This window comes from Lwoffella lincolnii, assembly GCF_002014765.1.
Lineage (GTDB): Bacteria > Pseudomonadota > Gammaproteobacteria > Pseudomonadales > Moraxellaceae > Psychrobacter > Psychrobacter lincolnii.
In genome coordinates this window covers 57,087-83,148 of the sequence record NZ_MUYT01000007.1, presented here as the reverse complement: position 1 = coordinate 83,148, position 26,062 = coordinate 57,087, and the positions used below count along the sequence as shown (strand labels likewise).

The following is a 26,062-nucleotide window of genomic DNA, read 5'->3' as shown; positions in this document are numbered from 1 at the left end:
TAATGAATGAATCTGTCTGTGTTTAAGGCAAATTTAGGCAAATTTGCGACTCTCACCATGACCAACCACATTGACATAACATCGTTCACAAATGTCTGGGTGGTCGCTGTGGTTGCCCACGTCATCACGCACATGCCAACACCGCACGCATTTAGTGCCTTGTGCCACACTGACGCTGACGTTGAGATTGTCAATGTCCGTGGCATTGGCAACATTGATGGTTTCACCATCTCGCTGATATAGCTGGGCATCACTGGTGATGAACACAAATCGCAATTCATCACCTAATTTTGCTAAGCTGTCATATAATTGGCCATCTGTATAAATCTTGACGTTAGCAGATAAGTTGGCGTTGATGATTTTTTGTTCACGAGCCAGCTCAATTTGTTTGTTAATCACGTCTTTGGCGGATAATATCCGCTGCCAATCATCACTGCTGACGCTGTCCAAATTCAATTCTGTGTCCAAATTCAACGCTGGAAATTCATGCCAATGTTGGGTGAACACATAGCCATCTGTGCCTTTTAGTACTTCCCACGCTTCTTGAGCGGTGAAAGTCAAAATCGGAGCAATCCAACGTATCAGTGCATGGGCGATGTGATAAATTGCCGTTTGGGCTGAGCGTCTGGGGTGTCCATCTGCCTTTGTGGTGTAAGTACGGTCTTTGATGATGTCCAGATAAAACCCACCCAAATCTTGCGAGCAAAACGCCGTTACCGCTTGGGTAACTTGGTGAAAATCCATGTTGTCATACGATTGAATGATGCTTTTTTGTACTTGCATGGCTTGGTGCATGATGAATTTGTCTAGACTGACCATGTCTGAGATTGCCACCGCATCGGTCATGGGGTTAAAGTCATCGGTATTTGCCAATAAAAAGCGAATGGTGTTACGGATACGGCGATACATGTCCACCGTGCCTTTAAAAACTTTTGCCCCTGCACTCATCTCATAGCGATAATCACTGGACGCAATCCACAATCTGAGCATATCAGCCCCCGTTTTGTTGATTTCATCTTGTGGGGTGATGATATTGCCCAAAGATTTGCTCATTTTGCGACCGTTTTCATCGACCACAAAGCCATGCGTCAGCACTTGCTTAAATGGTGGGCGGGCGTAAATGGCTTCACTGGTAAGTAAAGACGTTTGAAACCAGCCTCGATGTTGGTCAGAGCCTTCTAGATACATATCAGCAGGGTTGGTCAGTGCATCGGTTTGCTCAAGTACCGCAAAATGGGTTGTGCCAGAATCAAACCACACATCAAGTGTGTCGGTCGACTTAACATATTGGTCAGCATCATCAGCCAAAAAGTCGCTAATGTCAGCATCAAACCACGCTTCAATCCCCCCTTTTTCAATCAATTGAGCGGCTTTTTCAATCAGCGATGATGTGTCAGGGTGCAATTCACCTGTGTCTTTATGGGTAAAAAATGGAATGGGCACACCCCAAGTACGTTGACGGCTGATACACCAATCAGGACGGTTACCCACCATGGCTTCAATGCGATTTTGTCCCCATTGAGGTGTCCATATGACGTTAGGAATGTCCATCATGGTTTGCTCTCGTAAGCCTTTTTGTTGCTTGGCTGATTTTTCTTCCTTGCTAATAAACCCTTCCATGCCAATAAACCATTGGGGTGTGGCTCGGAATATGATGGGCGTTTTGTGTCGCCAGCAGTGCGGATAGCTATGTTCAATTTTGCTGTGCTTAAGCAGATGTCCTGATTGATTGAGCGTTTCAATGATTAGCGGATTGGCTTTATAGATGTGTGTGCCAGCAAAAACCTTGGCAGTATCTAAATACACACCATTGCCACTAACAGGGTTTTCGGTTTCTAAGCCATATTGTTGCCCAACCACATAGTCATCTGCCCCATGCCCAGGAGCGGTGTGTACCAAGCCTGTTCCGCTGTCGGTGGTTACGTGTTCACCCAATATGATGGGTACTTGTCGCTTGGCAATCAGTGGGTGCTGTGCTTGTAACCACTCAAGTTCACTGCCTTTTATGGTGCTTATTACGCCAAGATTATCCAAATCTAATGCCATCAAAGCATCATTCACCAAATCAGTGGCAAGCAGTAAATAACCTTTGTCGGTCTTAACCACGCTATAGTTTTCTTTTGGGTGGACGCTAATGGCTTGGTTGGCAGGTAATGTCCATGGGGTGGTTGTCCAAATGACCGCTTTCACCACATCATCAACAGACACACCCAATTTAACATTATCAATAACATCAAAGCCCACATAAATGGCATCACTGATTTTATCTTGATAATCAACTTCTGCTTCTGCCAATGCCGAACCACAGTCCAAACACCAATTGACAGGCTTCATACCACGCACCACATGGCCACTGTCATAAATTTTGCCCAACGCACGCACAATATTGGCTTCTTGTTTAGGGTTCATGGTCAGATAAGGGTTGTCCCAATCACCAAACACACCCAAGCGTTTAAAATCTGCCTTTTGTAGCTCAATTTGCGTATTGGCGTATTCTCGGCACAGTTTACGAAATTCAGTGGCGGTGATTTTCTGCCCTACTTTACCATGTTCACTTTCTACTTTTTGCTCAATGGGCAAACCATGACAGTCCCACCCTGGCACATACGGAGCATCATAGCCTGATAGGGTTTTTGATTTGATGATGATGTCTTTTAAAACCTTATTGACCGCATGACCTAGGTGTATTTGCCCATTGGCATACGGAGGGCCGTCATGCAAGATGTATTTTTCACAACCTTGGCGAGATTGACGAATTTGCCCATAAACATCATCTTCTTCCCATGCTTGTAGCCAGCTAAGTTCACGCTGTGCCAAATTGGCACGCATGGGAAATGAAGTGTCAGCAAGATTTAAGGTGTCTTTATAATCAATGGGCTTAAGGGTATTGGTCATGGCGGATTTCTACTATGATGGTACACTGTGATGGTACAATGGTGATGATAAGAATGCTGATGAACAGTCAATTGACAACGGCTAAAGGTTGATGACAGTCAAACTTCAACCATCATTCATGATAAAATGGCTGTCATTATAAGCCAAAACTGCCTTTATGTACAAAGCCACTGACAACATTCACTGACAACATTCACTGACAACATTCACTGACAACATTCACTGACAGCATTGCCTTGAACATCACCGCCAATCATACGGACAATCATAGGGAAGCCATCATGACCACCGCCAATCAGCAAAATCCAACTCAAAACAGCCATGTTCAAAACAGCCATACTCAAGAAAAATATGCCAAGTTTTGGCAAACAGACCCCAATCAAAAAAATGCCAGCCAAGATTTACCCACCGCTTCAGATATTTTGGTCAATGCCCAACATCATCAAGATGATGTGGTGAGCTGGATTAATCTTAATAACCGCCGTTGGGCAGACCGTTTTGATTTGTTAATGCACGCCCAATCTGAGCATCACAATCACGCCAGACAGACACTTAGCAATAATACCGATGCCTTTAATCAGCATCTAACATGCCTGACCAAAAGCCTACAAAACGTCAACTCACCACAAGCCCTATGGCGTGATTGGTTATCTTATGCCACCGATGCCAGTCGCCGTGTGGTGCAAACCGCTGATATTTTGCGTGAGCGTGGTGATATTTTTTTGCAACATGAACAAGCAGGCTGTCCGCCAGTGCTTGACTATGATTATGAAGTCATCATGGACGGCAGTACCTTATCTCGCCCCAGCAATTATGTGCTGCTGAAAATTCTGCCACCACAAGGCATCACCACCCGTGAAAACGGTCGCCCCTACATCATCATCGACCCCAGAGCAGGCCATGGGGCAGGCATTGGTGGCTTTAAGCACGACAGCCAAGTCGGCGTGGCATTAAGCGAAGGACACCCTGTGTATTTTGTTGCTTTCAAACGCATGCCAGAACCTAACCAAAGCATTGCTGATGTGACTTTTGCTGAAGCTGTCTTTGTGCGTGAAGTGCGTCGTCGCCATTCCAATTCCAACGCTCCTGTGGTGGTTGGCAACTGTCAAGGAGGTTGGGCAGCACTCATCTTAGCTGCCACCAACACTGACATCACAGGACCCATCGTCATGAACGGCTCGCCAGTATCAGCATGGAGTGGTGAAGTGGGCATCAACCCCATGCGTTACCAAGCAGGCACACAAGGCGGCACATGGCTTGCCATGCTGGCATCAGATTTGGGTCATGGCATCTTTGATGGGGCATGGCTGGTGCATAACTTTGAGCAACTCAACCCATCACGCAACTACGTGGGCAAATATTATGACCTTTACAAAAACCCCACAAAAAATCGTGAGCGGTTTTTGAACTTTGAACGCTGGTGGGGTGGCTTCTTTTTGATGAATCATGCTGAAATTGAGTGGATTGTTGAAAACATCTTTGTTGGCAATCGCATCGCTCGCAATACCGCCCAAATCGAAAAAGGCACCAACATTGACTTGCGTAACATCAAAGCCCCCATCATCATCTTTGCCTCACATGGCGATAACATCACCCCACCTCAGCAAGCCATTAATTGGATACTAGACACCTACAGTGATGAAAGAGAAATCGAAGTTTGCGGACAACGCATCGTTTATATGGTGCATGACAAAGTGGGACATTTGGGCATTTTTGTCAGCTCATCAATCGCCAACCGTGAGCATAAAGGCATGGCATCTATTTTAAAGATGATTGAAGCCCTATCACCAGGGCTATATGAATTGGTCATCGAAGATTATCAAGGCAAAGGTGAAGACATGCAGTTTTATGTTACGTTCAAAAGTCGCACCTTTGACGACTTGGCGATGATTGATGACGGCCGTTTGGACGAAAAACCCTTTCAAGCAGTACATCGCTATTCTAAATCACAAGCTCGCATTTATGACTTACACATGCGTCCGTGGGTACAGGCGATGACCACACAGACCAGTGCCGAATGGTTGAGAGCCATGCACCCATTACGACTACAACGCAAACTGTGGAGCAGTCGCAATCCCTTTGCCATGATAATAAAAACCGTTGCCACCAGCATCAATCAAAATGATGACCCTATCCACTCACTCATCACAAAGACTGACTCACACACCCCATCAGCAAGCATCACATCAGCAGACATCAATGAAACAGATGTCAAAAAACAACAAGCCATCTTACAAGGCTCAGAAGCCGCCCCCACCCTACCTGCCACCGAATCTTTACAACAAAATAACCTATTTTTGCAAATGGAACGCTTATGGATAACCACCATTAACACCACACTTGACTTATGGCGAGATTGGCAAGACATGACCAGCGAAATGCTGTTTTATGGCTGGTGGGCATTACCGTGGCTGCGTGCCTATGGACAACAAGAGACCTCTCGTCGCTTAACCGATAAAGAACGTCTACAAGAAATGCCAAGCGTACAGATGGCATTAAGCCGCATGGAACAAGGTGGTTTTTGTGAAGCGGTGGTGAGAATATTGGTGCTTAGCAACACCATGAGCCAAGGGGGCATTAAGCGTGATAAGCTGATACTTATCACCGAAATACTGACACAAAGCAAACCCTTTACCGAGCTGACACATCAACAACTTGCTGAGCTGCTGCATGAACAGACCATCATCGTTCGCTTTGCCAAAGAACAAGCCATACAAACCCTACCAACATTGCTTAAGACCAAGGCGGATAAACAAAAAGCCATGGACGTGGTGCGATATGTCATTGGCAGTTACCATAAGATGCCCTTAGATATTCGCCAAGCATTATCAGAATTGTATCACGTCATGGGATTAGACAGCTTTGAAAAAGACGTGGATAAAAACCCATTAGAAGTGACTGATGTGGTGGTGGGATAAGCGTCGCCATTCAAGTTTTACCACATCTTAGCTTTACTATCTCTCAGTTTTACCACATCAAGGTTTTATCAAACTTGTTTATTTTTTGTTGTGTGCAGAGACATTTCATCATGAACAACATTCTTCTTGCCATCACAGGTGGTATTGCCGCTTATAAATCTGCCAGCCTTGCTCGCCTATTGGTTAAATACGGTCATAACGTGCAAGTCATCATGACCAAAGGCGCAACCGCCTTTATCAGCCCATTGACTTTGCAAGCATTAACAGGCAATGCCGTCCATACCCAGTTACTTGATGAAACTGCCGAAGCAGGCATGGGGCATATTCAGCTTGCCAAATGGGCGGATTTACTCATCATTGCCCCTGCCTCTGCCAACACCTTGGCACGCTTAAGCATGGGCATGGCAGATGACTTATTGACCACCGTTTGTCTTGCCACAACAGCACCCATCTTGGTTGCTCCTGCCATGAACCAACAAATGTGGGCAAACCCTGCCGTCGTCTTAAACACACAGACACTGACAGATTTGGGGTATCAAATCATTGAACCTGCCAGCGGTGAACAAGCTTGTGGCGATGTGGGTGCTGGTCGACTACCTGAGCCAGAAGCCTTGTTTGAGCAAGTGCAATGGGCATTGGCCAAACAACATCAGCCCCAATTGCTGGCAGGTAAGCAAGTGGTCATCACCGCAGGAGCAACCTTAGAAGCCATTGACCCAGTGCGATATTTATCCAATCATTCAACAGGTAAAATGGGTTATGCGTTGGCAACTGCTTGCCGTGATGCAGGGGCAGAGGTAACTTTAATTGTTGGGGAAAAAGTAACACTAACCACCCCCATTGGTGTGCAGAAAATCACCGTTCAATCAGCCGATGACATGCTACAGGCTGCCAAAAAAACAGCAGATACAGGTTGTGATGTGTTTATTGCCACCGCCGCTGTTGCCGACTACCGCACAAAAACCACCGCCCCACAAAAAATCAAAAAAACCCAACCAGCCATGACCCTAGAACTGGTGAAAAACCCCGACATTTTGGCGACCATTTCTAAAGAGAATCCTAATATGTTTATGGTTGGTTTTGCTGCTGAAACACAAGACGTTGAAAAATACGCCCACAACAAACTGATAGACAAAAAGTTAGACATGATTGCTTGTAATGATGTGTCTCGCCAAGACATTGGTTTTGCCAGTGATGACAATGCGATGACGGTATTTTTTGCAGACAAATACCAACACCCATCAGCCTCATTGGCAAAAATGCCCAAAAAAGACATCGCCAAAGAATTGGTTAATCTAATGGCTAAGGTCATGTTGCCTCACAGTTGCTAAAATCAACGGTAAAATCAATGGCTAAAATGATTTTTTCTCTTGTGGATTTTGGGTTAGTTGATGTATTTTATCAAGTAATGTGGTTTAATTGGTTTAACAATTTAGCCACTGACATTGTTTATCCACTGACATTGTTAAGTACCTGATTTTAAGTGGCTAATTTTAAACATCTGGTTTTAAGCACCTAAATTTTAAATGCCTATATTTTAAGCACGACACACATATTTTAAACACCGATATGTATCATTGATATGTTGATTGAATGGATAAAATAAAAGGACATGACATGACCGACACAACCACCATGAATGCCACCACCAGCCACCGCCTTAATTCACCTGATAACCGTCCTTGGCGAAAAACCTATGACACAATTGGTATTGTTGACCACATTAACATGCCAGCGGATAATACCTCTTTAATTGATTGTTTTGAGCGTAACTTTGCTCATCATGGCGACAAAGAAGCTTATGTTTGTATGGGGGCCAGTTTAAGCTTTCGTGAGCTGGATATTTACAGTCAGCAAATGGCGGCGTATTTGCAATCTTTGGGGCTAAAAAAAGGCGATAAAGTGGCGGTGATGTTGCCAAACATTCTACAATATCCCATTTGTATGCTGGCGGTGATAAGAGCTGGCTTGGTTTTGGTCAATGTCAATCCACTATACACCAGTCATGAACTTAACCATCAATTGGCAGACAGCGATGCTCGTGCCATCATTTTACTTGAAAACTTCGCCAAAACGTATCAAAACGTATCAAATAAGGGCAACATAGAGCATGTCATCGTTACCACCATGGGTGATATGTTTGGCATGATAAAGGGATTTATCGTCAATACCGTGGTGCGTCATGTCAAAAAAATGGTGCCTAATTGGCACATTGCAGGACACATCAGCTTTAAAGATGCCCTAAAAACTGTGCCAGCCAGCCAATACAAACGCCCCAATGACCTGACATTAGATGACTTGGCAGTTTTGCAATACACAGGTGGCACAACAGGCGTTGCCAAAGGGGCAATGTTGTCGCATCGTAACTTAGTCGCCAACTTGCTACAATCTTCAGCCTTTGTTGAAACCATATTTTCTGATGGTGAAGACTCTCAAGGGCAATATATTTTGGTTGCTCTGCCTTTGTATCACATTTTTTCTTTTACCGTGTGTGGTCTTTTGGCAATGGATAAAGGCTTTGCTGGCGTGCTTGTGCCAAACCCCCGTGACCTTGACAGCTTGGTCAAAGACATTGATAAATATCGCCCAGCATTCTTCCCTGCCGTCAATACCTTGTTTAACGGTTTGGCTCACCATGCCAAATTCCGTGAACTTAACCTAACCAACATTCGAGTGTCATTAGGAGGCGGCATGTCGGTGATGTCGAATACTGCCAATGAATGGAAAAAACTCACAGGCACACCCATTTTAGAAGGTTATGGTCTGTCTGAAACTTCGCCTGTCTTGACCATGAACCCACCCACATTGACTCAATACACAGGCAAAATTGGCATACCCGCCCCTGCCACCGACATCATTTTAGTGGACGATGATGGCAACGAAGTGACCATCGGTGAGGCTGGTGAAATCGCCGCCAAAGGCCCACAAGTCATGCAAGGCTATTGGAAGCGTCCAGAAGACACGGCTGATTGCACCACCAAAGACGGTTATTTTCGCACAGGGGACATCGGTGTGATGGATAATGATGGCTACTTTAAGATTGTTGACCGCAAAAAAGACATGATTTTGGTCTCTGGGTTTAACGTGTATCCTAACGAAGTGGAAGATGTCATGACCAATCACCCCAAAATCATGGAAGCTGGGGTTATCGGTGTGCCAGATGACAACAGCGGTGAAGTTCCCAAAATCTACATCGTGCGTAAAGACAACACCCTAAGCAAAAACGAGGTCATCAAACATGCCAGAGAGCATCTGACGGGCTACAAACGCCCACGCCATGTGGAATTTGTCGATGAATTGCCCAAATCGCCTGTTGGCAAGATTTTGCGTAAAGAGTTGCGTAAATTAGAAGAAAAAAATAATAATGGTTAAAAAAATAATGGTTAACATTTTCCAAAAAATTAAGCAACTCAAATAATAAAACAACCCAAACATAACGCCCACACCGACAGAACATTCATATGTTTTCTCGGTGTTGTTATCATTCATCGTTATCACTCATTGAATGTATGGTTTATGACACCGAAAAGCCTTGGTTAACAAGCTATGAACGCTATGGCATGACCGATGATGTGCCATTCCCTGATGCCCACATCAGTCTTATTGATGTGATGGAGCGTCAATGTCGTAAGTACGCCAAACGCACCGCCTATCTGTGTGCCAATGTGCCACTCACCTACCAAGAGCTTGAAGCTGACAGCCGTTATCTTGCCAGTTATCTACAGTCGCTTGGCTTGACCCAAGGTGATAAAGTGGCGGTGATGCTGCCTAACTGCTTACAATATCCCATTTTAACCTTTGCCATCTTGCGAGCAGGTTTGGTCATTGTGAATGTCAATCCATTATACACAACAACAGAACTGACTTATCAGCTAAGCGACAGTGGGGCAAAGGTGTTGTTCATCTTTGACTTATTCACCAAAACTTATGTGGACATGCCCAGCCAATACCGCTTGCCACACGTCATTGTGTGTGGCTTATCGGACAGTTTGGGGCAGGTTAAGGGATTGTTGGCACGGCATTTGGTGGGGTATCGCCACAAGCAATCACTTCGGCACATTGATGGCAGTACGCCTTATCAACAAGCCAGATTGCAAGGCATTCAGTACAGTTATCAGCGCCCTGAGGTTGTCGGTGAAGATTTGGCATTGCTACAATACACAGGTGGCACAACAGGGCGAGCCAAGGCAGCACAGCTTAGCCATCATAACCTGCTTGCCAATCTGGTTCAGTTAAAGGCATGGATACAGTCTGCTTATCCCAATACTGTTGCAGAGAGCAGTGCATGGTCAATGGATAATGCGTTTTTTGAGCCTGAAGTGCAATCAGATTTTGATGTGGCAACGACATTGATTGACCATGGTGGTAAAGGTCATCTGATGCTCACCGCATTGCCATTGTATCATGTGTTTTCGTTTATGATAGGGGGACTATTTGGCATGGTGTCAGGTGGTTGCAGTTTACTCATCATTGACCCATCTAACACAGATGCCATCATCAAGCAAATCAAACGCCATCAGCCAACCATGATGGCAGGGGTTAATACGCTGTTTAAAGCCTTGCTGAATCATCGTAAATTTGCCCAATTGGACTTTTCAACCTTGCAGATGACCGTGGGTGGTGGCATGGCAGTCGATGCCAAAGTCGCCGCCCAATGGCACAAAGTTACAGGCCTGCCCATCATCGAAGGCTATGGACTGTCCGAAGCATCTCCTGTGGTAACTGCCAATCCTCCCATGCTTGGGGCATACAATGGTATGGTTGGTTTGCCCTTGGTGGCGACTGATATTGTGTTGTTAGATGATTTTGAACAGCCCGTGGGCATGGGTGAACGGGGGGAAGTGTGCGTTTTTGGCCCACAAGTGATGCACAGTTATCACAACGCACCTGCCTTAAATCAAGACAGCTTTACCCAAACAGGTTACCTAAAGACAGGCGACATCGGCATCATGAACCGAGACGGTTTTATCAAACTGGTAGACCGCAAAAAAGACTTGATATTGGTATCAGGGTTTAATGTCTATCCCAGTGAGATTGAACACATCATGAACACACATGACTACATTGCTGAAAGTGCTGCCATCGGTGTCCCCAGTCAAGAACGTGGTGAAGACCCAAAACTGTACGTGGTGCTGACTGCCAAAGGTCAAACCGCCATTGACACACAGGGTGAAGCATCTGTATTTCAACAGTTGCTACAATATGGCAAAAAAAACCTAACAGGCTACAAACGCCCACGCCATATTGTGGTGATTGATGAATTGCCCAAATCCCAGTTGGGCAAAATCCGCCATCGTGAATTGCGTGAGCGAGAAGGACTGATATAGCAAGGACTGATATGGTCAATTTTACCTTGCTATTGGCATCAACCATCGATAGGATAAGCACACCTTATTACCACCCCTAAAGCCATTCATCTCACTTTTATGACCCAACATATAACCCAACATCTTTTTTAAACACACAACCTGTTAAACACACAACATAGGATAACTCATGCGTATCGATGACCGTCAAAACGACCAACTGCGAGCCGTCAGCTTTGAGAGAAATTACACCAAACACGCCGAAGGCTCTGTGTTGGTCAGCTTTGGTGAAACCAAAGTTTTATGCACCGCCAGCGTCGAAACAGGCGTTCCCCGCTGGCTTAAAGGACAAGGCAAAGGCTGGATAACCGCTGAATATGGCATGTTGCCCAGAGCCACTCACACCCGCAGCCAACGAGAAGCCACCCATGGCAAGCAATCAGGACGGACCCAAGAAATTCAGCGACTCATCGGTCGCAGTTTGCGCGCCATGGTAAATCTGGACAAATTGGGTGAAAACACCATTTATGTTGATTGCGATGTCATTCAAGCCGACGGTGGCACACGCACCGCTAGCATCACAGGGGCGGCCATCGCCGTGATTGATGCCATTGAAAACATGCAACAACGTGATGGCAAAAAACAACTCAAAACCGACCCCTTATTAGGTTTGGTTGCTGCCGTTTCAGTGGGCATTAAAGACGGAGAAATCTTGCTTGATTTGTGCTATGAAGAAGATTCAACCTGTGAGACTGACTTAAATGTGGTGATGACCCAAAAAGGCGAGTTCATCGAAATTCAAGGCACAGCAGAAGAAAAACCCTTTAACCGCACACAAATGGATAACATGTTGACAATGGCAGAAGCTGGCATCGCCCAACTGATTACCTTGCAACAACAAACATTAAATTGGTAAAGCGTTACATTGGTAAAGCAGTACATTGGTAAATTCATACTAAGATTAAGGAAAACATCGTGTTACAAGTCACAGACAGCGGGGTAAATATCACCCTATCAGGGCAAAGTAACCATCAAGGCAATGGGTTATTTTGGTTTGCATCAGCATTGCTGATTGGGGCGGTGGCGGTTGCCATGGCGATGAGCCTATTGCCAGAGCGTCTTGCCATGACTGCTCTGGCCATCTTAGTGGTGGGGAGTTTTGTGTTTAATTGGTATCGGCAAAAACAGCAAGTCAGTAAAGACATTCTTATCAGTCAAGGTATGTTGGAAGTCCGCCCCGGTGTCTTTCACTACACGCAAGCAGGGCAAAGAAAACGCCTTCTCGTCAAAGAAGATGACCAAATTATGCTAAAAGGCAAACAGCTGTTGATTTATGAGCCAAATGGGGGGTTGGCATGCCAAGTCATGGGCTTTGACGATGCCAAAGAAGCCCAAGTCATGCAACAAGTGTTGCAAGGGCAACAACCCAACAAACGCCATGTCAATATAAAAATGCAGTCTGACGAACAGCATGGGTAAAATCAGAACTGACAGCCATCATTCATCTGACTTGGCATTTATCATCTAAGCTTTCGCTTTAAAAGCTCAGCTTTAAAATGGATTAACTTTAAAATGGCTTAACAATGACCAACATCACAATGCCAATTAATAAAAAAGTTGGCAACTCATTAAACCATCGCCAAAACACATGCGATTTTAGATGGGCGTTACCAATCAGGCGTTTGCGATAATGACCACACACCAAATGATACGCCGTCAGCATGACCACCAAAGTCAGCTTGGCATGTAGCCAATATTGGGTTTTATAGCCATCCCAACCGAGCCAAACCATCAACAAACCCAGTACCCACGTCATCACCATGCCAGGGGTCATGATGCCACGATACAACTTGCGTTCCATGATTTCAAATCGTTCATGGCTGATGCCATCATCACTCATGGCATGATAAACGTACAGTCTTGGCAGATAAAACAACCCTGCAAACCAAGTTACCATGGCAATGACATGAAAGGCTTTTATCCAATTAAAGTATTCCATATGATACCAATAACACGATGAGTAAATCTAATGCGGTGTCTCTTTTATTGTGAATAGGCATATCAACTCAACCATGCTGCTATGTTGCCTAGCATATTATCATGTTGCCATCGCATCAATGACAGTGACCTGTTTAACAGGCATGGCAACCAGCCCAAGCTCACGCATCATGCGGTCATCATTGGCTTGACTGGCATTACCCGTGGTCAATAGCTTGTCTCCATAAAAAAATGAGTTTGCCCCTGCCATAAATGCCAACGCCTGTTCAGCATCAGATAGATTCTCACGCCCTGCTGACAAGCGAACATAACTGGTTGGGCAACAAATGCGAGTCACTGCAATGGTGCGTATCCACTCAATCACCGACAACTGCCCTTCTACCAAAACCCTATCTCCCAGTGGTGTGCCTTTAATCGGGACAAGCAAATTAACAGGAATAGATTCAGGTGGTTTTGGCATTTTTGTCAGCTCAAGCACCCAATCAATGCGGTCATCTCGACTCTCACCCATGCCCACAATACTGCCACTACACACATTCATGCCTGCTTGACGCACATAATCTAATGTCTGCAAACGCTCATCATAACTTCGTGTGCGGGTAACTTGGTCATAATAAGCACGAGACGTGTCTAAGTTATGGTTATAGTAGTCTAGCCCTGCTGTGGCAAGCTGTTCTGATTGTGCTTGGCTCAACATGCCAAGCGTCATACAAGTTTCAAGCCCTAACGCTTTAACTTCTTTAATCAGCTCCAACACATAGGGCATGTCTTTATCGCTGGGGTGTTTCCATGCTGCCCCCATACAAAAGCGAGATGACCCTGACGCTTTGGCTTGGCGTGCTTTTTGTAGCACCGTCTGTATGTCTAAGCGTTTTTGTGCCACCAAACCTGTGCTGTCTCGATGATGTCCTGATTGTGAGCAGTAGCCACAGTCCTCTGGGCAATTGCCTGTTTTAATCGACAACAAGGTGCTGATTTGTACCCTATTGGCAACAAAATGCTGGCGATGCACCGTCTGAGCTTGAAACAACAAATCCATCAACGGCAAATCAAACAACTGAGCAATCTCTTCTCGTGAAAGAATGGACGCTTGTTTTGGCTGGCTTTGAGTGGTGGTCATTGTGCGATGTCCCTATAAAAATCCCTATAAAGCACTGATTTGATGTCTATTTTTTTAGGTGACTGACCAATTTGCCCAACACATCGTTGGCAATCTGTCCTGCTTGATGAGCATAAGGCTTGGCTTGGTCTAGCAGTGGCTTGGCTTGCTCAACATAAGGTTTTAGAGCATCTGGCACATCGGGTATGGCAAGTTTTGTTACCTTAGCGAACCATAACATCAGCCCATAATCACCTTTAATACTGACATCTTCATTGTCAATGGCGGTCATAAAAGCACGCACATCACCTTTCATCAACAGCTTAACACCTGTCATGCTGTCATTAAAATCCACCGTCAAATCAGCATCTTCTGCTGTGCCTTGTTGCTGACTGACCTGCCCATTCTCAAAACGAAACACCCGCGCCACACCATCGGCATCACTGCTAAACACAATGGTATGCGACACATCAGCCAACAGCTCAGCAAGCTCATCATTTGCTTGGGCATCAGGGTTTTGGCTAAAATCTTGGCTAAGTTTTTGTAGTCGCCAACCCAAGGTATAAAGTAGCACATCAAGGGGATTGGACTGTACAGGAATGAGATTGGGTAACATAAGATATCCTAACTGACGATAAGAAAAGGTAAATAATGGGTAAAAAATGATTGGTAAAAATGATTAGCAAAGGGTGATAAAGTAACCAAAGTAACCCAAAATCACCCAATCAACAAACCTGCATAGCCTAACATATTTATTTGCCCCATTAAGGCATTTTTTTTGTGTGATTTGTTGCAATTATCAAATCATTTGTTATAATACCGTCCCTACAACACAGAGCAAATCCCTAGCACAGATTTGATGATGCCGTTTTTTAAAAGCATCACTCTTGTGTGGCTGATATTTTTATGTTTGAATGTTTTTATATAAAACACATTTTTATATAAAAACATAAAATAAGACATAAACATCAGTAAACGGTGAAGTGGGTGAGTGGCTGAAACCAGTTCCCTGCTAAGGAACCATACGTATTACACGTATCGAGGGTTCGAATCCCTCCTTCACCGCCATTCATGTTAGACCAGCATTTTTGCCAAAAAATGATTGACAATGACATATTTATCGTTATAATTGCCAACCATCATTTATGAATGTTGACAAACATGCGCCCGTAGCTCAGTTGGATAGAGCGTCTGGCTACGAACCAGAAGGTCGGGAGTTCGACTCTCTCCGGGCGCGCCATTTGTAAGCATCAATTAGACAATGATTAGACAATGAAATGATTAGACGGATTAACTGCCCATCTTGTGATGCTTGGCAGTTTTTTTATGTTTGATGGTTTTTATCACTCGTTACTGTAAACCCACCCACGTCAGAGAGTGGATATAAGACAACGTGTCTATCACATCTTAAGCTATTTTCCATTGATTAGACCAACAATATTGAATAATTGAATAACAGGTAATGTCGGTATAAACCCACCCCATGAAAACACTCAAGCGACGTATCAAAGACACTGCCCTAATCGTGGTCGGTGATGTAAAAGCTACCCAATTTAACAGCAAAAAAGGCAAACTGACCAAGTTGGTGTACAATGCAGGTTGGTTTGAACTCAAACGATAATTGACTTATAGATATAAGAACGTTCTTTGCGGCCTGGCTTAACCGTCTTGTAGAAGGAATCCCCAAACGATAGGAGGAGAAAGTCAAAACCTGATTTCTAATGTCTTATCATCTCGTTTTATCATCTGCCAACAAGTAAGTATATCCTGACTGCCAATCAGGGTATTGTAGCCATGCTCTGGGAATGTTGCTATGAATGCGTTTTCCTGTCATTTTTTGATGCGTCTTGTCTTGATATTGGATGGGTATTTGATGGTCTGTTGTGTCTGTGTCATTGCCATGGTTTGTATTTAAATGGTTAGTGTTTGAATGGTTGGTGTTTGAATTTTTCGCCAAGAATTGTTTTAACCATGTCATCAACACCGTCTTACTCACTGGGGCATAATCACTTGCCAAGTATAACGGTTCTGGCTTGGCTAGGGTTAACACGTTGACCGCCACAGTAACCAAATCACTGTCCATGATGCGGTTTGTCCAATGAATTGCCCCATTGCTTTCGTCATTGAGTGACTGTTTGGCTTGTTCAATCAAGCGCCTTCTTGTTTTACCATAAATGCCACTGGGTCTGATGATAACGGCTTGGTCTTTGAATGCCTGCTGTAATGCCTGTTCTGCTTGTAAAATATAAATAGACCCTGCATGATTAGGCACTTTGGGTGTGGTCAATACATCAACCCATTCACCATCATCTTGTCCATAGACTCCTGTTGATGAAATAAACACCATCTGCTCAAGCTTGGGCAATGCCATTGCCATGTTTGCCAGATGCTTGGCGACTGCAAGATAGGCATCACGGTAGGCATTGGCATCATAACGGTCAGGAGTAATGATGATGGCAATGTGGGTAAAGTCAGCAAGCACCGTGGCATCAAGCGTCAACGCATCGGCTTGAATGTATTTGGCATTTTGATGCAACTCATAATCATCACGATGACGACGTGCCAACCCTGTTACCAAATAACCTTTTTTTGCCAAATCATTGGTTACCGCCAGCCCAATACCGCCTTGACCAATGATAAGGTATTGCGGTTGATAATCGGTAACTGTGTTTTTTTGAGAACGGTCGTTTTTTTGAGAACGGTGATGCTGTGTGTCTGTCATGGTTAATTTCAACTATTTATACGTACAAGGGTTATTTAAAGCCATCATCATTCAAACAACACCACTTAAACAACCTCATTTAGACAATATCGCCACTTCATGAATATAGTTTTTTAAGTCGGCTTCTGACTCTGCCAACAGCTCATCATCTTGTAAGTACTTGGCATATTCAATCCATAATAACAGTTGATATAGGCTGTTTCGCTCAACCACATAAAACTGCTTGCTAAATTGCTTGAGCGTGGATTCGTCATTGATGTTTAAGCGGTCATACCACGCATCAATTTTGTTCGCTTGCTCTGGCGAGAAGCTTAGGGCAAATAATCCATCTATCAGTTCATCACGATTTTCTTCGGCCATCATTTTGCTAATGCGTTTAATTTGGCGGTTACGTGCTGAGCCATCAGGCAGATTGGCTAAGGCATTAAGCTCAGCCAATAAGAATTCACTGACGGTCAGTTTTTTGAGTTGTTTTTTGGATAAATGGGCAAGCGGTTGGGCAAGTTGTTGCAAGCGTTCGTGGGCTTTTTTTTGTTCGGTGCGTGAAACACGCATGTCATGTTGTGACCAATCAATCATAAGATACCTTAATATTTGTGTGCATATTCATATGCCAGTAATCATAAACTCACCAAAAAGATTTTTCACGGTGCTTAACATTCACCTGCATTTTATCAGGCAAATGACCAGTTAATATCTCCCCCACCGCTTGGCTGACAAATACCGAGCGGTGTTTACCCCCTGTACAACCAATGGCGATGGTCACAAAATGGCGATTGTTCTCAATAAAATCAGGCAACCACTTTAATAAAAATGTGCTGATGTCATGCGTCAGTTCATACACGGCAGGAAATTGAGCAAAAAATTCCTGCACAGGCCCATCAAGCCCTGTCAGATGATGCAAATCCACTTCCCAATGTGGATTTGGCAGGGTACGCACATCAAAGACAAAATCAGCATCTTTGGGCGTGCCATGCCTAAACCCAAACGACAGCACATGAACGATGATGTGGTTATCCACGCCCAAATGTTGTCTTAGGCTGTTTTTTAGCTCATGAATGTTTAACAAACTGGTATCAATTTTAATATCAGCATGGCAGGCAATCGGTTCAAGCAGCTCAATTTCCTTTTGAATGGCATTGGGCAGATTGCCAGCCATCGCCATCAATGGATGCACTCGGCGAGTGGCATCATAGCGTGCGACCAGTACATCATCTTGGGCGGTGGCATACACCACAGTCAAAGCGGTCTTGCCATAGGTTTGTATCAAGCTGTCATACACTTGACCAAAGTTGGATAAATCCGCTTTGGGCGTGCGGACATCTATGCCCACAGCAATGCGATGAATCTGGCTGTCATTGACCAATTTTTCTATGGCAAGTGGCACGATGGATAAAGGCAAATTGTCAAGCGGATAATAGCCAAAATCTTCTAAGGTGTTGAGTACGGAGGTTTTTCCTGAACCTGAACGCCCTGACACCACAATGATTGAGTTTGGGGCAATGAGTTTGGGCATCATATTTCCTTAACAAAATAAGCAAAACCATTAACATGGATTTAGATGAACATGGATTATTAACATGGACTGTTAACATGAATTATTAACATGGATTTAAGGTAATTTCCAAATTATCCAACAGCCTTGCCTTGCCCAAATAACAAGCGGTCAAAATCACCAAATGCTTATCATGGCGGCTAGCAGGTTGCAGTTGCTGATTGAGTACTTGCAAATAATCCACTGTAAAACCATCATAAGTTAATTTGTCTTTGGTTTTTTGTATCATCGTATCAAAATCAGCAACGCTGGCAGACTGTAACTCACCTGCAAGCTGTTGTAAGGCTTGTGCCAGCCGTGGGGCAATGGCACGCTCTTGCTCGGTCAAATACTGGTTGCGAGACGATAACGCCAAACCGTCATCGGCTCTGACAATCTCACTGCCAATAATGTCAATCTCAAAATTTAATTCTTGCACCAATTGGGCAATGATGGCAAGTTGCTGGTAGTCTTTTTTACCAAATACCGCCACATCAGGACGAACGATATTAAACAGCTTACTCACCACAAGCCCAACACCGTCAAAATGCGTGGGGCGTGTCTGACCACATAATATCTTGCTGATACTGCCTGACAGGATTTGAACATTGGGCGGATAGACAGGATACATCTCGTCCACACTTGGGGCAAAAACCAACGCCACGCCAGCTTTGGCAAGTTTTTGGCAATCGTCATCAAGCGTGCGTGGATAACTGGCAAAATCTTCACCTGCCCCAAATTGAGTGGGATTGACAAAGATACTCACCACCACAACATCGGCATGTTGTTTGGCAAGTGCCACAAGGGATAAATGCCCATCATGTAAATTGCCCATGGTTGGGACTAAGGCTATTTTTTGGTGGCGTAAGGGGTTTAATTCGTTTTTTAAGTCTTTGATGGTGTGAAAAATTTTCATGTTTTTATCCTAAAGTGCATGATTTTCTAAAGACCATGCTTTACCGTGCGTATGCTCTACCATGAATATGCTAATCCATCGTAAAGGTGTGCTGTTTAAAGGTTTAATGACAGTGATTTAACCGTCTTCATTTAACCAAAAACTGATGTTAACCAAAAACTTCTGAATGTGTGTTTAATCGAGCAAGTTGCAACTCACCATCAACCATGCGATAAATCAAAACCAAATCATTTTTGACATGACAATCACGAAAACCTTGCCAGTTTCCAGTCAACGCATGGTCTTTATACTGTGCTGGTAGGGGTTTTTGCTTAAAAATACAATATAAAACTTCTATCAACTCAGGGCTTGATAGTACTTCTGATGACAGTTTTTTAATATCACGTTTATAACTTTTACTGAGCGAATACTTCATTTACTCGCTCACATCTGGATTGGTCAAAGCCATCATATGTTGTTGAAAATCAGCAACGTCATTTGCTTCAAACGTCTCACCCTGACCATCTATCAATTCCTTTATGGCATCAGCGGTCACAGTATTGGGCTGATAATCCAAACTTAATGGAATTTGTTTGCTGATGGCAATCTGTGTTAGAAACATATTAAATGTCTGAGCAGGCGATAAACCATAACTTCTGATGACATCAAATGCTTGATTTTTAATGCTTTCATGCGTGCGAAAACTAAAAGAACTGTCATACATGGCAGTGGCTCCTAATCAATGAATCTCACCACAGTATAAATGTATGATGTCATACAATGCAAGACACCTTTAATTGCCAACATCATCCATTGCTAAAATCCATGGCTAAAAACTGTGCTTCTCTGTTGGAAAGGCACGCTGTTTGACAGCACGATGATAGGCTTTAAACGCCCCAACAATGTCTTTGGTTTGGTTGCTGTCATCGGTCAAAAAGTTTTTGACAAATTTGGCAGGTTTTCGGGTATAAACGCCCAGCATGTCGTGCATGACCAGCACTTGCCCATCACAATCCACCCCAGCCCCAATGCCAATGACAGGCACAGCGAACCGCTCGGTAACAGCTTTGGCAAGCGATGCTGGTACGCATTCAAGCAACAAAAGACTCGCCCCAGCATTCACCACGGCTGTACAATCTTTCATCAATTTATCCGCTTGGGCGTCCGTTTTACCTTGTACTTTATAGCCACCAAAGACATTCACCGACTGCGGCGTTAATCCCAAATGCACGCAAGTGGGTACGCCATTGTTTGCCAAGACCTTGACAATGTCGGTAAGCTCGCTGCCCCCTTCAATTTTAACCACATTGGCACCTGCCTGCATGACCGCCTTGGCACTGGCAATGGCATCAGATACGGTGGCATAACTCATAAAAGGCAAATCGCATAAGATTAAAGCGTGAGAATTACCACGCACCACATTTTGAGTGTGATAAACCATGTCCCCAACGCCCACTGGCAAGGTTGAGCGTTGCCCTTGGACAACCATGCCCAGACTATCACCGATTAAAATGGTGTCAATGTCTGCCAACTGCATGGCGTGAGCAAAACTTGCCTCGTAACAAGTTAGGCAAGAAAATGTTTTACCCTCTGCTTTTAGTTTGTTTAAAGTAGATAGGGTGATGGGTGCTTTGGGTTTGGGGGAGATTGATGATGATGGGGCTTGGCCGCTCATAGGATTGCCTTTTTAGGGTAATGGCTGTTTAATTAAGTGATGACCGTTTCAGTCATAGCTGTTTAATTTCTTCAGCACTTAGCATGGTGGCTTGGATAATCGTTTCAACAGGGGTATTTAGTTGTTTTAAGGTCTTTGCGGTTTCAAGGGCTTGTTGTTTTTTACCTTGTTCAATGCCCTGTTCAAGGCCTTGCTTAATGCCCTGTTCAAGGCCTTGCTTAATGCCTTGCTCAAGCCCCTGTTCAATGCCTTCTTGTTTGGCGGTATTGACCACATTATAGTTATCCCAGTATATTTTTAAACTGTCTCGATATTTACTCATTTCTTGGGGATTAAAATTGGCAATTTTTGCTTTATCAAACGCTTGTTCAATCAAGCTATTTTGAAAAATGGCAGGGATATGCTGTAGGTCTTCTAAATTTTTAATAAAAAATAACCATCTGTCCAAATTGGTGTTCAATTCCGCTTCTGATTTACAAAAGTTGGGTAATTGCAAGTAAATTAAATTGAATTTTTCATAAAAAATTTGATTGTTTTGGTCTTTTAACTGAACATTATAAATGACCTCTTGGTCATCTTTATGCTCATCAAATAAAAAATCCAAAATGCTGATACAATACACCGCCTTAAGTTCATAATTCCAATCGCCTTTTTGGGCTTGTTCAATGATGGGAAATGTTGAATAATAAAGCGTTCGGTCTTTAAAAAAGGTTTGTTTGGCACGCTGCAACTCAACGATGAATTTTTCACCTGCCACGCTTTCACAATAAATGTCATAGATGGCTTTACGGTCAAAATCTGTAAAGCCCATTCGCTCACTGTTTTTTAAAATTAAATCAGCAATTTGATGTTTTTTGGGCAATATTGAGTTTAAAAAATCAATTAAAAATGGTTTACTGGCTTCTTCACCAAACAGTCTTTTAAAGCCATAATCGGTAAATGGATTGATAAAAACAGGGGTCATGTATTGCTCCTTTGATGCCAGTTTATCCAAACTCATGTCAGTTTCTTCAAACCTTGCCAATTGTTACTTTCATTTAAATCCGCCAATTTTTGCCCATTAACCACCAAACACCCATCAATTTCAAGCATTGGGATTAACACAAAATTTCGTTCAAATAAGCCTTGATGTGGCACGGTCAGCCACTGATGATGAATGCGTTTATCACCATATAACAAAATATCCACATCTAAAGACCGCTCACCCCAATGACGCAATCGCACTCTTTTGGCGGTCTGTTCAAGACCTTGACAAAAATTAAGCAGCTCAAGCGGTGATAAGCTGGTATTGGCACTTAATACCGCATTGATAAAATCAGGTTGGTCGGTGATGCCAAAGGCTTTGGACTGATACAGTGATGACACTTTCACATCGGTAAAATGTGGCGACTGTTTGAAGGCTTGCATGGCGTTGATGATATGCTCGGTGGGGGTGCCAAGTTCATTGGCAATGTTGCCACCAAGTCCAATAAAACAACCTATCCAATTCTCAGATGTGTTCATAGAACCAAACTTTATTCTCTTCTTAAACCTGATTTTAACCTGATTTTATTGTTTATGTCATTGATGACATTTTTTTATGGCGACGCTGATTGGGTATGGGCAGGTAATGACTCAGCTCATTTTTAGCTTGGCTTGGTGTTAAAGGTATCACAGCATTTGGCACAGCGTTTCTTGTCGTGTTTTGTACAGTGTTTTGTATAGTGTCTTGTGCAACGTTTTGTACGGCATCTTTAGTTTTATGATGTTGGCTTATGTTTTGCGTGCTTTTTTGCTGTTGTTTGTTTTGTTTTTTGATGGTTGGTTGTTTTGGGGTCTCTTGGGTGGCATCACTGGTCAGCACCGTGAATAAAGGCGATGGCTGTTTTTTCTGTGCTTGTTCGCTCAAAGTTTGCTCGGATAAAGATAACTGTTGCAGTTGGGCTTTTTCTTTTTGACGGTGGTTGTGCTCAGCATGACGGTTGGCATTGGTCTGTGTGTTTGACTGCTCACCAATATGCAACCCAGTGTGCAACTGATGATTTGCGAATGTGTCGGTTGCCATGCGGTCGCTTGGGTCATCCATATCATATGATTGCAGACGTTGGCGACGGTGTTTGCTGCTGCGTCTCTCTTGATTGGTCAATTGGTCAATGGCGTGTCGCTGTTCACGGTCGTTCATGGTCTGAAACGTTTGCCACCATACACCCATGCCATTGGTAGGCTCACTAAAGGCGATGTCATCTTCGCCTGCCATTTCTCGTAATAACAAAAAATCAAATCCCGCTCGAAACCTTGCATGCTCGCTGATGGTTAAGATTTGCTTATGTTTGGGATTGGCAAGGCGTGGCTGTAGTAACCAAATGTCTTTAATAAACTGCTCAGCAAATCTTGGAATGGCGGTTTTTAGTCGTTGACGGTCAATGACTTTATTGGCGGCTTTTTCCTGAGCATGCGTAAAATGATGCCCTTGTTTTTTAAATTTGTTCAACTGATATAGGTAATTTTCCCAAAGTAAGGCAGCATAAAAAAAGGCTGGATTGATGCTTTTACCAGAGGCGATGCGTTTATCGGTATTCATGGCAACTTGCTTTAGCAAAGCGGTTGGGGCATTGGGTGGATAAACCATTAATTGTTCAATGGCTTGATACTCAAACAATAACGGCAACAGTGGCACAATGTAACCCCCTATGAACATTTTTTGGGTTTCATCATACAAACGATGGGGTGAGACCTGTTCAAGCAACGCCCAGTTTTTGTTGTTAAATTGTTTCGCCAGCTCATCATCAAACTCAAAACCCAATTTTGCCTTAAAACGCAATGCACGCAGCAGACGCACGGGGTCTTCTTCCACACGAACAGAAGCATGACCAAGCAATTTTAGAGTCTTAGACTGGATATCATCAATCGCCCCACAAAAGTCTTTGATTTCACCCTTAAGGGGTTGGTAATACAAAGCATTGACCGAAAAATCTCGCCGAGCAAAGTCCTGATTGATGTCGCCCCAAACGTTATCACGCATCAACATGCCATCTTCGGTGGTATGGGCATCGCCTTTGGGTGGTGCTCGAAAGGTCGCCACTTCTATCATATCACGACCAGAGAACACATGGGCCAGCTCAAAACGCCTACCAATGATGCGACAGCGTTTACCAAACACATCTTTGACTTCATGCGGTTTGGCATTGGTAACGGCATCAAAATCCTTAGGATTTTGCCCCAACAGGATATCACGCACCCCACCCCCCACCACATAGGCTTCAAATCCCGCTTTTGTCAATGTGGTAATGATTTCTATGATGGAGTTGGGCAAGTCAGCTTGGCTTATCCCCAGTATTTTGGCAGAGATGGTTTTTGCATTGGCATTGGTATTGGTCTTTGGGTATTTTTTTGAGTTGGTCATTGGTACACGACTGGCTGATATTGATTGGCTGATATTAAAAAATAATAAGCTGTATTTTAACAGACTTTACCAACAGCTTCGATATGAATGCTCATCATGCACATTGACAGCACAAAAAAGCAACGACAAAACTGGCTTAATGTCACATCAATCTGACGCTTAAACCAACACCCCACCTTGTCCTTCAATCCATTCGCTGATTTCAGTCACTTTGTCTTGTAATAAGGCAGCATCACCTTGGGTTTCAATGTTTAAACGCATCAATGGCTCAGTGTTGGACACACGCAGATTAAACCGCCAGTCACCAAAGTCTAAGCTTAAGCCGTCAACCGTGCTTTTGCTTGGATTGGCATGAGCATACTGCTTCTCAAGACGCCAAATGATGGTGGCACTGTCAATGTCAGTTAAACGAAAATTCATCTCACCTGAGCTTGGATACCGCTCAATCATCGCTCCGACAAGCTCAGACAGTGATTTGCCTGACACCGATAACAGCTCAATGGTTAACAACCAAGGAATCATACCACTGTCGCAATAATGAAAATCACGGAAATAATGATGTGCCGACATCTCACCACCATATACCGCTCCATGCTCACGCATGACTTGCTTAATGAACGAATGCCCAGATTTGCTGATGACCGCTTGCCCCCCATTGTTTTCAATGATGGCTTGAGTGTTATAAATCACTCTTGGGTCATAAACAATGCTTTCACCTGCATATTTGTGTAAAAATGCCTGTGCCAACATGCCCACCACATAACTTCCTTCAATAAACTGACCTGTTTCATCAAAGAAAAAACACCGATCAAAATCCCCATCAAAAGCAATCCCTAAATCCGCCCCATGTGCCTTGACCGCTGATGTGGTGCTGTTACGATTGGCAATGATCATGGGATTAGGAATGCCATTGGGAAAACTGCCATCAGGCTTATGATGCACCTTAATGATATCAATGGGAACATGGGCAGTTTGTTTTAAGCGTGCTTCAATGGCATCAACCACAGGGCCTGCACTGCCATTACCTGAGTTAATCACCAGCTTTAATGGTGCTAAGTTATCAACATCAATGTACGTCAATAAATGCTCGATATAGGCGGATTTGTCATCTTTTAGGGCATACTCACCTTTTTTATCGACCGTTTTAAAGTCGCCTTGCTCAGCGATTTTTTTAATGTCGACAAGCCCTGTGTCCGCACTGATGGGGCGAGAACCTTCACGCACCAGTTTAAGACCATTGTAATTGATGGGATTATGACTGGCAGTTACCTCAATGCCACCCATGGCATGATGATAACTGGTGGCAAAATACACCTCTTCTGTGCCTGTCATACCAAGGTCGATGACGTTGACACCCGCATCTTGAATGCCCTGAACACAAGACTGCTTAAGCTCAAGACTAGATGGGCGAATGTCACAGCCGATGACGATGGATTGAATAAGCTTGTCATCATGTTGTCGTGATGTGTCAAATTGCGACAATAATATTTGAGCAAATGCCCTTCCAATACGATAAGCAATACCAGTGTCTAAATTAACACCCAACTCACCACGAATATCATAAGCTTTAAAAGATGACATGGTCATGGGAGAAAAATGGGGCATATACAAATTTCCAAAGTCGTTAATATCGTTAAT

The 26,062-nt window shown here is 43.8% G+C and carries 22 protein-coding genes and 2 tRNA genes; 9 read left to right on the top strand and 15 right to left on the bottom strand.

Annotated features, from left to right (window positions below):
* Positions 1 to 33: 33 nt before the first annotated feature.
* Positions 34 to 2,895, bottom strand: coding sequence for an isoleucine--tRNA ligase (ileS, locus tag B0682_RS05695; protein WP_078307297.1), 2,862 nt, complete (start codon positions 2,893 to 2,895; stop codon positions 34 to 36).
* A 236-nt stretch (positions 2,896 to 3,131) separates the two neighbouring features.
* Here ileS and B0682_RS05690 point away from each other — a divergent pair, with 236 nt between their 5' ends.
* The 6 genes from B0682_RS05690 to B0682_RS05665 all read left to right on the top strand — a co-directional run bounded on the left by B0682_RS05690 (position 3,132) and on the right by B0682_RS05665 (position 12,598).
* Positions 3,132 to 5,813, top strand: a complete 2,682-nt coding sequence (locus tag B0682_RS05690) for a DUF3141 domain-containing protein (protein ID WP_205760109.1) — start codon at positions 3,132 to 3,134, stop codon at positions 5,811 to 5,813.
* A gap of 110 nt (positions 5,814 to 5,923) precedes the next feature.
* A complete protein-coding gene (gene coaBC, locus B0682_RS05685; protein WP_078307295.1) occupies positions 5,924 to 7,144 on the top strand; it encodes a bifunctional phosphopantothenoylcysteine decarboxylase/phosphopantothenate--cysteine ligase CoaBC in 1,221 nt (406 codons plus the stop codon).
* A gap of 304 nt (positions 7,145 to 7,448) precedes the next feature.
* The gene (locus B0682_RS05680) at positions 7,449 to 9,185 is read left to right on the top strand and encodes an AMP-binding protein (RefSeq protein WP_411350852.1); all 1,737 of its coding nucleotides are present in this window, start codon (positions 7,449 to 7,451) and stop codon (positions 9,183 to 9,185) included.
* 137 nt (positions 9,186 to 9,322) lie between these two features.
* Positions 9,323 to 11,140: an AMP-binding protein gene (locus B0682_RS05675; protein WP_158077874.1), complete on the top strand. Its 1,818-nt coding sequence runs from the start codon at positions 9,323 to 9,325 to the stop codon at positions 11,138 to 11,140.
* Between the two features lie 169 nt (positions 11,141 to 11,309).
* Complete coding sequence (rph, locus tag B0682_RS05670) at positions 11,310 to 12,035, top strand: ribonuclease PH (protein ID WP_078307289.1); 726 nt, start codon at positions 11,310 to 11,312, stop codon at positions 12,033 to 12,035.
* A gap of 59 nt (positions 12,036 to 12,094) precedes the next feature.
* Positions 12,095 to 12,598 (top strand): hypothetical protein, encoded by a 504-nt coding sequence (locus B0682_RS05665; protein WP_078307287.1) that lies wholly within the window; start codon positions 12,095 to 12,097, stop codon positions 12,596 to 12,598.
* An 88-nt stretch (positions 12,599 to 12,686) separates the two neighbouring features.
* On the opposite strand, the gene hemJ is transcribed toward B0682_RS05665, so the two are convergent.
* The 3 genes from hemJ to B0682_RS05650 form a co-directional block, all read right to left on the bottom strand.
* Positions 12,687 to 13,118: a protoporphyrinogen oxidase HemJ gene (gene hemJ / locus B0682_RS05660; RefSeq protein WP_078307285.1), complete on the bottom strand. Its 432-nt coding sequence runs from the start codon at positions 13,116 to 13,118 to the stop codon at positions 12,687 to 12,689.
* A 99-nt stretch (positions 13,119 to 13,217) separates the two neighbouring features.
* Positions 13,218 to 14,237, bottom strand: coding sequence for a biotin synthase BioB (bioB, locus tag B0682_RS05655; protein WP_078307283.1), 1,020 nt, complete (start codon positions 14,235 to 14,237; stop codon positions 13,218 to 13,220).
* A gap of 46 nt (positions 14,238 to 14,283) precedes the next feature.
* Entirely contained in the window at positions 14,284 to 14,832 is a 549-nt protein-coding gene (locus tag B0682_RS05650) for an SCP2 sterol-binding domain-containing protein (protein WP_143823298.1), read from the bottom strand.
* 361 nt (positions 14,833 to 15,193) lie between these two features.
* Between B0682_RS05650 and B0682_RS05645 the strand changes: the two genes are divergently transcribed.
* The 3 genes from B0682_RS05645 (at position 15,194) to B0682_RS09375 (ending at position 15,837) form a co-directional block, all read left to right on the top strand.
* Positions 15,194 to 15,284, top strand: a tRNA-Ser gene (locus B0682_RS05645).
* 95 nt (positions 15,285 to 15,379) lie between these two features.
* Positions 15,380 to 15,456: transfer RNA gene (locus B0682_RS05640), tRNA-Arg, on the top strand.
* A 243-nt stretch (positions 15,457 to 15,699) separates the two neighbouring features.
* The gene (locus B0682_RS09375; protein WP_205760108.1) at positions 15,700 to 15,837 is read left to right on the top strand and encodes a hypothetical protein; all 138 of its coding nucleotides are present in this window, start codon (positions 15,700 to 15,702) and stop codon (positions 15,835 to 15,837) included.
* Positions 15,838 to 15,945: 108 nt separating this feature from the next.
* On the opposite strand, the gene B0682_RS05635 is transcribed toward B0682_RS09375, so the two are convergent.
* From B0682_RS05635 to B0682_RS05585, 11 genes are all read right to left on the bottom strand, one after another.
* Complete coding sequence (locus tag B0682_RS05635) at positions 15,946 to 16,938, bottom strand: NAD-dependent epimerase/dehydratase family protein (protein WP_078307281.1); 993 nt, start codon at positions 16,936 to 16,938, stop codon at positions 15,946 to 15,948.
* A gap of 75 nt (positions 16,939 to 17,013) precedes the next feature.
* The gene (gene yjgA, locus B0682_RS05630) at positions 17,014 to 17,517 is read right to left on the bottom strand and encodes a ribosome biogenesis factor YjgA (RefSeq protein WP_078307279.1); all 504 of its coding nucleotides are present in this window, start codon (positions 17,515 to 17,517) and stop codon (positions 17,014 to 17,016) included.
* 49 nt (positions 17,518 to 17,566) lie between these two features.
* Positions 17,567 to 18,454 carry an RNase adapter RapZ gene (gene rapZ, locus B0682_RS05625; RefSeq protein ID WP_078307278.1) on the bottom strand — a complete coding sequence of 296 codons (888 nt, stop codon included), beginning with the start codon at positions 18,452 to 18,454 and terminating at the stop codon, positions 17,567 to 17,569.
* Between the two features lie 85 nt (positions 18,455 to 18,539).
* Positions 18,540 to 19,388, bottom strand: a complete 849-nt coding sequence (gene panC, locus B0682_RS05620; protein ID WP_078307276.1) for a pantoate--beta-alanine ligase — start codon at positions 19,386 to 19,388, stop codon at positions 18,540 to 18,542.
* Between the two features lie 148 nt (positions 19,389 to 19,536).
* The gene (locus B0682_RS05615) at positions 19,537 to 19,803 is read right to left on the bottom strand and encodes a type II toxin-antitoxin system YafQ family toxin (RefSeq protein ID WP_078307275.1); all 267 of its coding nucleotides are present in this window, start codon (positions 19,801 to 19,803) and stop codon (positions 19,537 to 19,539) included.
* Complete coding sequence (locus B0682_RS05610) at positions 19,804 to 20,091, bottom strand: type II toxin-antitoxin system RelB/DinJ family antitoxin (protein ID WP_078307273.1); 288 nt, start codon at positions 20,089 to 20,091, stop codon at positions 19,804 to 19,806.
* A 105-nt stretch (positions 20,092 to 20,196) separates the two neighbouring features.
* The gene (gene panB, locus B0682_RS05605; RefSeq protein ID WP_078307272.1) at positions 20,197 to 21,042 is read right to left on the bottom strand and encodes a 3-methyl-2-oxobutanoate hydroxymethyltransferase; all 846 of its coding nucleotides are present in this window, start codon (positions 21,040 to 21,042) and stop codon (positions 20,197 to 20,199) included.
* Positions 21,043 to 21,094: 52 nt separating this feature from the next.
* A complete protein-coding gene (locus tag B0682_RS05600; RefSeq protein ID WP_078307556.1) occupies positions 21,095 to 22,006 on the bottom strand; it encodes an Rpn family recombination-promoting nuclease/putative transposase in 912 nt (303 codons plus the stop codon).
* Positions 22,007 to 22,038: 32 nt separating this feature from the next.
* Positions 22,039 to 22,545 carry a 2-amino-4-hydroxy-6-hydroxymethyldihydropteridine diphosphokinase gene (folK, locus tag B0682_RS05595; RefSeq protein WP_078307270.1) on the bottom strand — a complete coding sequence of 169 codons (507 nt, stop codon included), beginning with the start codon at positions 22,543 to 22,545 and terminating at the stop codon, positions 22,039 to 22,041.
* Between the two features lie 52 nt (positions 22,546 to 22,597).
* On the bottom strand, positions 22,598 to 24,424 hold the full coding sequence (pcnB, locus tag B0682_RS05590) for a polynucleotide adenylyltransferase PcnB (protein WP_078307269.1): 1,827 nt from the start codon (positions 24,422 to 24,424) through the stop codon (positions 22,598 to 22,600).
* Positions 24,425 to 24,583: 159 nt separating this feature from the next.
* Positions 24,584 to 26,029: a phosphohexomutase domain-containing protein gene (locus B0682_RS05585; RefSeq protein WP_078307267.1), complete on the bottom strand. Its 1,446-nt coding sequence runs from the start codon at positions 26,027 to 26,029 to the stop codon at positions 24,584 to 24,586.
* Positions 26,030 to 26,062 lie beyond the last annotated feature (33 nt).

Excerpts from the sequence above, each read along its gene's own strand:
- B0682_RS09375 (WP_205760108.1), top strand. The coding sequence starts at position 15,700 with ATGAAAACACTCAAGCGACGTATCAAAGACACTGCCCTAATCGTGGTC.
- panC (WP_078307276.1), bottom strand. The coding sequence starts at position 19,388 with ATGAAAATTTTTCACACCATCAAAGACTTAAAAAACGAATTAAACCCC.
- pcnB (WP_078307269.1), bottom strand. The coding sequence starts at position 24,424 with ATGACCAACTCAAAAAAATACCCAAAGACCAATACCAATGCCAATGCA.
- folK (WP_078307270.1), bottom strand. The coding sequence starts at position 22,545 with ATGAACACATCTGAGAATTGGATAGGTTGTTTTATTGGACTTGGTGGC.
- B0682_RS05635 (WP_078307281.1), bottom strand. The coding sequence starts at position 16,938 with ATGACAGACACACAGCATCACCGTTCTCAAAAAAACGACCGTTCTCAA.
- B0682_RS05610 (WP_078307273.1), bottom strand. The coding sequence starts at position 20,091 with ATGTATGACAGTTCTTTTAGTTTTCGCACGCATGAAAGCATTAAAAAT.
- hemJ (WP_078307285.1), bottom strand. The coding sequence starts at position 13,118 with ATGGAATACTTTAATTGGATAAAAGCCTTTCATGTCATTGCCATGGTA.
- rph (WP_078307289.1), top strand. The coding sequence starts at position 11,310 with ATGCGTATCGATGACCGTCAAAACGACCAACTGCGAGCCGTCAGCTTT.
- B0682_RS05650 (WP_143823298.1), bottom strand. The coding sequence starts at position 14,832 with ATGTTACCCAATCTCATTCCTGTACAGTCCAATCCCCTTGATGTGCTA.
- bioB (WP_078307283.1), bottom strand. The coding sequence starts at position 14,237 with ATGACCACCACTCAAAGCCAGCCAAAACAAGCGTCCATTCTTTCACGA.
- rapZ (WP_078307278.1), bottom strand. The coding sequence starts at position 18,454 with ATGCCCAAACTCATTGCCCCAAACTCAATCATTGTGGTGTCAGGGCGT.
- B0682_RS05675 (WP_158077874.1), top strand. The coding sequence starts at position 9,323 with ATGGTTTATGACACCGAAAAGCCTTGGTTAACAAGCTATGAACGCTAT.
- B0682_RS05615 (WP_078307275.1), bottom strand. The coding sequence starts at position 19,803 with ATGAAGTATTCGCTCAGTAAAAGTTATAAACGTGATATTAAAAAACTG.
- B0682_RS05600 (WP_078307556.1), bottom strand. The coding sequence starts at position 22,006 with ATGACCCCTGTTTTTATCAATCCATTTACCGATTATGGCTTTAAAAGA.
- yjgA (WP_078307279.1), bottom strand. The coding sequence starts at position 17,517 with ATGATTGATTGGTCACAACATGACATGCGTGTTTCACGCACCGAACAA.
- coaBC (WP_078307295.1), top strand. The coding sequence starts at position 5,924 with ATGAACAACATTCTTCTTGCCATCACAGGTGGTATTGCCGCTTATAAA.
- ileS (WP_078307297.1), bottom strand. The coding sequence starts at position 2,895 with ATGACCAATACCCTTAAGCCCATTGATTATAAAGACACCTTAAATCTT.
- panB (WP_078307272.1), bottom strand. The coding sequence starts at position 21,042 with ATGAGCGGCCAAGCCCCATCATCATCAATCTCCCCCAAACCCAAAGCA.
- B0682_RS05680 (WP_411350852.1), top strand. The coding sequence starts at position 7,449 with ATGAATGCCACCACCAGCCACCGCCTTAATTCACCTGATAACCGTCCT.
- B0682_RS05585 (WP_078307267.1), bottom strand. The coding sequence starts at position 26,029 with ATGCCCCATTTTTCTCCCATGACCATGTCATCTTTTAAAGCTTATGAT.